Origin of the sequence: Chthoniobacter sp., from assembly GCF_040003245.1 — a bacterium.
In the GTDB taxonomy this organism is placed as follows: Bacteria; Verrucomicrobiota; Verrucomicrobiia; order Chthoniobacterales; family Chthoniobacteraceae; genus Chthoniobacter.
Map to the genome: position 1 here is coordinate 1 of NZ_JBDUCX010000346.1, position 5,394 is coordinate 5,394.

At 61.3% G+C, this 5,394-nt stretch carries 7 protein-coding genes; all 7 read right to left on the reverse strand.

Going from position 1 to position 5,394, the window contains the following annotated elements; genetic code table 11:
• Positions 1 to 34: 34 nt before the first annotated feature.
• The gene (locus tag ABJF10_RS29000; protein ID WP_348548091.1) at positions 35 to 1,042 is read right to left on the reverse strand and encodes an alpha/beta hydrolase; all 1,008 of its coding nucleotides are present in this window, start codon (positions 1,040 to 1,042) and stop codon (positions 35 to 37) included.
• Positions 1,043 to 1,651: 609 nt separating this feature from the next.
• The gene (locus ABJF10_RS29005) at positions 1,652 to 2,077 is read right to left on the reverse strand and encodes a contact-dependent growth inhibition system immunity protein (protein ID WP_348548092.1); all 426 of its coding nucleotides are present in this window, start codon (positions 2,075 to 2,077) and stop codon (positions 1,652 to 1,654) included.
• A 328-nt stretch (positions 2,078 to 2,405) separates the two neighbouring features.
• A complete protein-coding gene (locus ABJF10_RS29010) occupies positions 2,406 to 2,672 on the reverse strand; it encodes a type II toxin-antitoxin system ParD family antitoxin (RefSeq protein WP_348548093.1) in 267 nt (88 codons plus the stop codon).
• A 75-nt stretch (positions 2,673 to 2,747) separates the two neighbouring features.
• Entirely contained in the window at positions 2,748 to 3,134 is a 387-nt protein-coding gene (locus tag ABJF10_RS29015) for a DUF302 domain-containing protein (protein WP_348548094.1), read from the reverse strand.
• Positions 3,135 to 3,155: 21 nt separating this feature from the next.
• Entirely contained in the window at positions 3,156 to 3,647 is a 492-nt protein-coding gene (locus ABJF10_RS29020; protein ID WP_348548095.1) for a hypothetical protein, read from the reverse strand.
• Between the two features lie 26 nt (positions 3,648 to 3,673).
• Positions 3,674 to 4,189 carry a hypothetical protein gene (locus ABJF10_RS29025; RefSeq protein ID WP_348548096.1) on the reverse strand — a complete coding sequence of 172 codons (516 nt, stop codon included), beginning with the start codon at positions 4,187 to 4,189 and terminating at the stop codon, positions 3,674 to 3,676.
• Between the two features lie 153 nt (positions 4,190 to 4,342).
• Positions 4,343 to 5,394 (reverse strand): serine hydrolase domain-containing protein (locus ABJF10_RS29030; RefSeq protein ID WP_348548097.1); only part of this gene is annotated, 1,052 nt, incomplete at its 5' end.

Below are 5,394 nucleotides of genomic sequence, written 5' to 3' on the forward strand. Positions count from 1 at the left end.
AATTTCCCGTGCATGATTTTGTCTCCAAGGCGTTTCACGAAGCTTTCAGGATGCGCAGGTCGGCGCGCAATTGCTCATCGAGCGCCGCGACCATGGCCGCCGGGGTTTCCAGGGCGGCCATGATGCCGCCTTGGGCGATCACGGTCAGCGGCGAAGCGGGCACCAGTCTTTGCAAGTAAAAGGGGCGGCTCTCCGGCTCCGCGGTGCGCTCTTCACCCCAGAACAGAGCCATCGGCCTCAGGAGCATGCGCAGGCGCGCCTCGAGATCGAAGCCGAGGCTGCCCCCCAGCCAGGCGAGCGCGGCGTGCTCGGCGTAAGGTTGCTGGGCGCAGGTGGCGATGACATCGATCATTTCCTCGGTGACCGCCGCCGATTCCAGAAAGACCGCCGTGCGCAGCCAATGGGCCACGGAGGCTTTCGTCGAGCAGTGGTTCCGGTAAAGGAAACGCGCGAGCAGCGGCGTGCGGTAGAGCCATCGGGAAAAGAATGACAAAGAATGACTGCCGACCTCACCCGTACCATTCGGCATGTGCAGGATGAGACGCGCGACGAGTTCCGGATGCTGCGTCGCGAGATACACACAGAGGCCCGCCGACCATCCACTGGCCACAAGCACTGGGGGCTGCTCCCAATCAAAGCTGCGCAGGAACTCCGCCAGGGTCCGCACGCAATCGGCCGCCGTCAGGCGCACCGACGGCCGGGCGGATTCGCCGAAGCCGATGAGATCGAGGGCGATCACCTGATGCCGGGCGGCAAATTCCGGGTAGACCTTCGACCATTCGTAGGAGGAAGCGCCGAAGCCGATATTATGCACGAAGACCAGCGGCTGGCCGCTGCCGGATTCGTGATAAACCACCTGCCCCAGGCTGGTGTGCCGCACCTTCGTGGTGAAGATCGGCGGCGAAATCGCGTCCGGCACCCGCCGCTTGGTCGGCGGGCGCAGCGCGTACTTCAAGGCGACCAGGATCGCCCCGAGAACGCCCGCGCCGATGCCCACGCGCCAGGCGTGCTTGGGTTTGAGTTGCAGCTTCTTGGAGTCCACAGGTAAAGGGTCGTCGCTTATAGGAGACATAACCCCGACACGGGGCTTCGTCTTGGTCTCTTAGGCCGGTGCGAGCGATTTAGCGTCCAGTTCATTGGCGACGTTAAGCTTGAGGAGGGATGAACCATAAAAATCACAGGCTTGATTCACCTTGATTGGGCTTGATCGGCCTAAAGGGGAGAACTCGTGCAAACCGTGGTGAAAACCGGCGCGATTGGGCGCGATTGGGTGCGATTTCCTCTGTAGACGACGGCTGAGATCCGTCGGCCCGCCCGAGTGAGGAAAAATTCGAGGCACGATTAGGCACGATTGAGCGCGACTGGGCTGGATTACACTGGCAAACGCCTTCGCATGTACCCTCCGAACCCCCGCCCGTCTTCGGACTCGTCCGGACACGGAAAACCGGACCGCCGGGAAATCCCAGTGGTGAGCCGTTTGCCTGAATTGATCGATCTTGAGTGACATGAACTTGAACCGCCTTCCTCCTTTCATTGTTGAGCGAGCTATCGCTCTACACCAATCCGGATTGTGTTCAAAGTAACACAACACGAGGGCATCCGTCAAGATCAATATGCGCGATGCAAATTGTTGGCTTGCGCTCAGTGAAGCCTACCTACGCTGGAATAGCTCGAAGGCGTCAGTCAAAACTTCTTGCGCCGTCTGACGATCGATTCCATCGAGAGCAGGCAGCAGAGAAAACGCTCGCTCGGCAATCTCTGCCACATCACCCCGCAATTGCGGGTGTTCACGCCAGAAGTCGGCCTCGGCACGTAGAACCGTCTCAAGCAACACGCCCTCGTAAAGATCACCGGACGTAAATGGGTCGACACGCAGCAGTTCCAACGCAAGCGGAATAAGAAAGGGCAGGCCAATCTGCTGGAGGATCATGATCCGCAGGTCTTCTGCAGTGAACTCGTGCAATGGCACACGGCGCAATCGATGGCATTCGATGACGAGGTGTGAATCGTAAGTCGGCTCGCCCCAATCCTGCCCTTCGAGCTGTTGCAATGACTTGTCCCGATCGAACTTTTGCATGACGAGGGAATCCTCAGGATGCATCGAAGTATTCGGGGGTGATTTCCCGTGCTCCGTGCAAAAGGCGGATCAACTGAATACCATTTTCCATTGGACGGTAGAAAATCAGGTAATTTCCAAATGGGAAAGCTGCGAAGGCCAAGTGCCAGTTCATCCACTTTGCGGCCGATGTGCGGCGTTGAAGCAATCACCTTCAAGGTCGCATCGAACTGGTCAACAAGCCGATCTGCCGCGGCAAGGTCACGCACGGCGATATAGCTCCAGATTTCCTCGTAGTCGCTCCGCGAGGCGCGGGTGCGAAGGATGCGCGGCATAGCCACCTTTCGATCTACTGCGCAGCCAGACGCTGCCGGCCCTCGGCCTTCACGTCTTGCGCGGTGAATTCGACGAATTCCCCACGGTCGGCCTGCTCGATACCAACCCGTACTTTGGCCCGCAGTTCATCGAGCTTGGCGACACGAATCGCTTCACGCACGCGAAACTCCGCCAGCGCTTCGGCTACCACTTCGCTTTCCGAGCCGTAGCGGCCGGACTTTACGACCTCCTTGAGAAAATGCTGATCCTCGTCGTTGAGCGAGATGGCAACGGTAGTCATGTCGGGCACCTTACCAGAGGGCCTTTCCACGAGCAAGGCGCCTTCCATGGCGATGGAGCTACGGATGAGGTTTTCTCAGATAGGACGCTGCGTTGCGGCTTGCAGGAGACCACCCAGCGCGGCGAAGGGCGGCGTGTCGAGGCCGTGGCGTTGTTGCAGAAATTCGGGGCTGTTGTAGCTGAGCCAGACCTGGCCCTCCGCGGATTCCCAGATCAGCGCCTTGAGCGGCAGATCGATGGCGATGGAAGGATGCGCGTTCATCAGCGGGGTACCCGCTTTCGGGTCGCCGAAAATCACGAGCACCGTGGGGCGCATGGCGAGTCCAGCAGCGGCGGCTTCCGCGGCCTGGTCGATGCGCGCGAAGATTTTCAGGCCTTTGGCGCGCAGCAGGGATTCGAGCCGGTCAGCGGTCGCCGCTACCGATTGCTGGCAAGGGAGGTCGATGATTCCTGTCGTGCTCAAGTCGTGGAAGAAAGCTCGCCGTTATTTCGACTCATCAAGACAGTCCGCCCAGATTTTCCGGCCCTTCTCGTGCTCGTCGACCCCGGCGAAGAAGCTCTGCAAGGCGGTGTTCACATCGAAGTCCTCGCATTCCGTCCACTCGAGGAGCTTGGGCTTGTGCACTTTGAAGGCACCCGAGGCTTTGGGAGTGTAGGGGATGGCGAGAATGGCTTCGGAGCCGGGAGAAAAGGAGGCGCGCATTTCGATAATGATTGCGTCGGCCTTTTCCGCTCCGAGAGGGATACGGCCATCGTAAAGGAGCGCCGCGTCATTCGCATCCATCTCGTTGGCTTCGAGCTTGCGCTTGCCGTAGGCGACCGAGGCGCCGAGATCATCCTGGATCACCAGACGCTCCATCTTCCGCTCATCGCTTTCCGTGGTGTAGACCAGCATCGGGACGAGAGTGTCTCCATCGGACACAGACCAGATGGCATGGGCGGCGAAAAATCCGGCGAGTTTTGAGGCGGTAATCATTGTGGGAGTGTGTCGCGAGGTACCGATCAGGGTTGGACGATGTCCCGGACGAAAAACGTCAGGAAGCCGTCCGCGTTCCGCTCGATGCGGCGAATCAGCAATCCACGAGATTCGTCGAGAGTGAGCGGCGCTTTGTCTGCCGGGGCGGGATTCCACGGCGTGTACTCGGCGATGATGCGGAGATTATCGTGCATGGAGCGCAATACGGCGCGGCGGTCGGCTGAGGCGGTCACCCTAAAGTCACCGACGAGATACAGGGTCTGATTGGCGTAGTTGCCCACCGGAAGCCGGGCGGCAGCCAAATCGTTCACCGCCTGGCCGGCCGGCAACTGACCGGCCGGAAAGAGCGGCCATCCAATGAGGGAGACGTTTTTCGGCTGGGCGGGTGGATTGTTGAGCGCGGCCGGCTGCGCCGCGGCATTCGGTCCGAACATCCGCTGGAAAAACGTGATTTGCTGGCCGGGTTGAGCGGCCGGCTCTTCGCCGAGGAGACGAAGGCCCGGCAGGGCAATGACGAAGGAGATGGCGAGCAGTGTTTTCATTCGTTGGACTATGGTGAGAAATCCGGTCGTGTGCCCATGCCTAACGGGTGGCCCACGGTAGCATCGGCGGGGGTCAGCAAAAGCCGAAATTGACGGGCGATTTCACCGCTTTTTCGCACCGAAGTAGCGGGCCTTTCTCCGTCCAAGCCACCGCTACCGGGCGGCTTTCAGGGCGGTGGCGGCGATGACGTCACCGAGCCATTCCCAGCCGCCGCCTTCGGTGTTGAAAACGGCCACGCACGCGCCATGGGCGCTCGCGTAGAAGACGGCAAAGAAACCGCCGAGGTGGCCGGTGTGGCAGACCGCTGCGCCGCCGATGCCGGGGAGTTCGGTCTTCCAGAGGCCGCCCGCGTAGCTGCTGCCTTCGGGCGGGGTTTGCAATTGTGCGAAGGTCTCCGGCTTCACGATACGAGGCTGGCCGGTCGAGATCCACGCGACGTAGCGGGCGAAATCCGTGAGTGACATATGCACGCAAGCGGCAGGCGCGAGCGCGGGCGGGAACTGATTTTCCGGCGTGGGCTCGACGGGCGTAAGGCGATCGCCGCTGCGCCGGTGGCCCCATGGCTGGTCAAGTTGGCCCGGCGTGGCGGGCGCGCCGAAATCCGCGGTCTTGAGCCCGAGCGGGACGAAAATACGGGTTCGCAGGAAGTCCTCGAAACTCTTACCGGAGGCGCGCTCGATGATCGCGCCGAGCAGGCCGTAACCGATGTTGCTGTAGGTAAATTTTCCCGGCGGTTCCAAGGGTGCATGGGCGAGAAGCAGGCGGGCAAAGTTCGCGCGTTGTTCGCGAGGCGAACCACCGGCGGCATCCAGCGACCGCCACTCGTCGCGCGAGATCGACCCGATCCCGCTGCGTTGGGTGACAAGGTGCCAGACGGTGACCTTGCGCCAGCCGGGATGGCACGGCACACCGGGGAAGATGTCGGAAACGGGCGTGTCCCAGCGCAACTGTCCCGCATCCACAAGTACGCCGATGAGAGTCGCCGTCATGCTCTTGGTGCAGGAGCCGATGTGCCAGAGGTCGGCGGTGGTCACGCGCACATCGCGATCCACGCGCCGGAGGCCAGTCGCGCCGATGGCGGTAATCTGGCCGTCTTCGATTACCGCGGAAGCACACGCGGGTAACTTGTATTTCGCGCGAACGGCTTCGAGCTCCGGCGAGATGTCGCGCGGCTCGGCAGTCAGTGCCGATGCGATGAATGCGA

Coding starts and splice junctions, on each gene's coding strand:
- ABJF10_RS29005 (WP_348548092.1), bottom strand. CDS start 2,077: ATGCAAAAGTTCGATCGGGACAAGTCATTGCAACAGCTCGAAGGGCAG.
- ABJF10_RS29010 (WP_348548093.1), bottom strand. CDS start 2,672: ATGACTACCGTTGCCATCTCGCTCAACGACGAGGATCAGCATTTTCTC.
- ABJF10_RS29020 (WP_348548095.1), bottom strand. CDS start 3,647: ATGATTACCGCCTCAAAACTCGCCGGATTTTTCGCCGCCCATGCCATC.
- ABJF10_RS29025 (WP_348548096.1), bottom strand. CDS start 4,189: ATGAAAACACTGCTCGCCATCTCCTTCGTCATTGCCCTGCCGGGCCTT.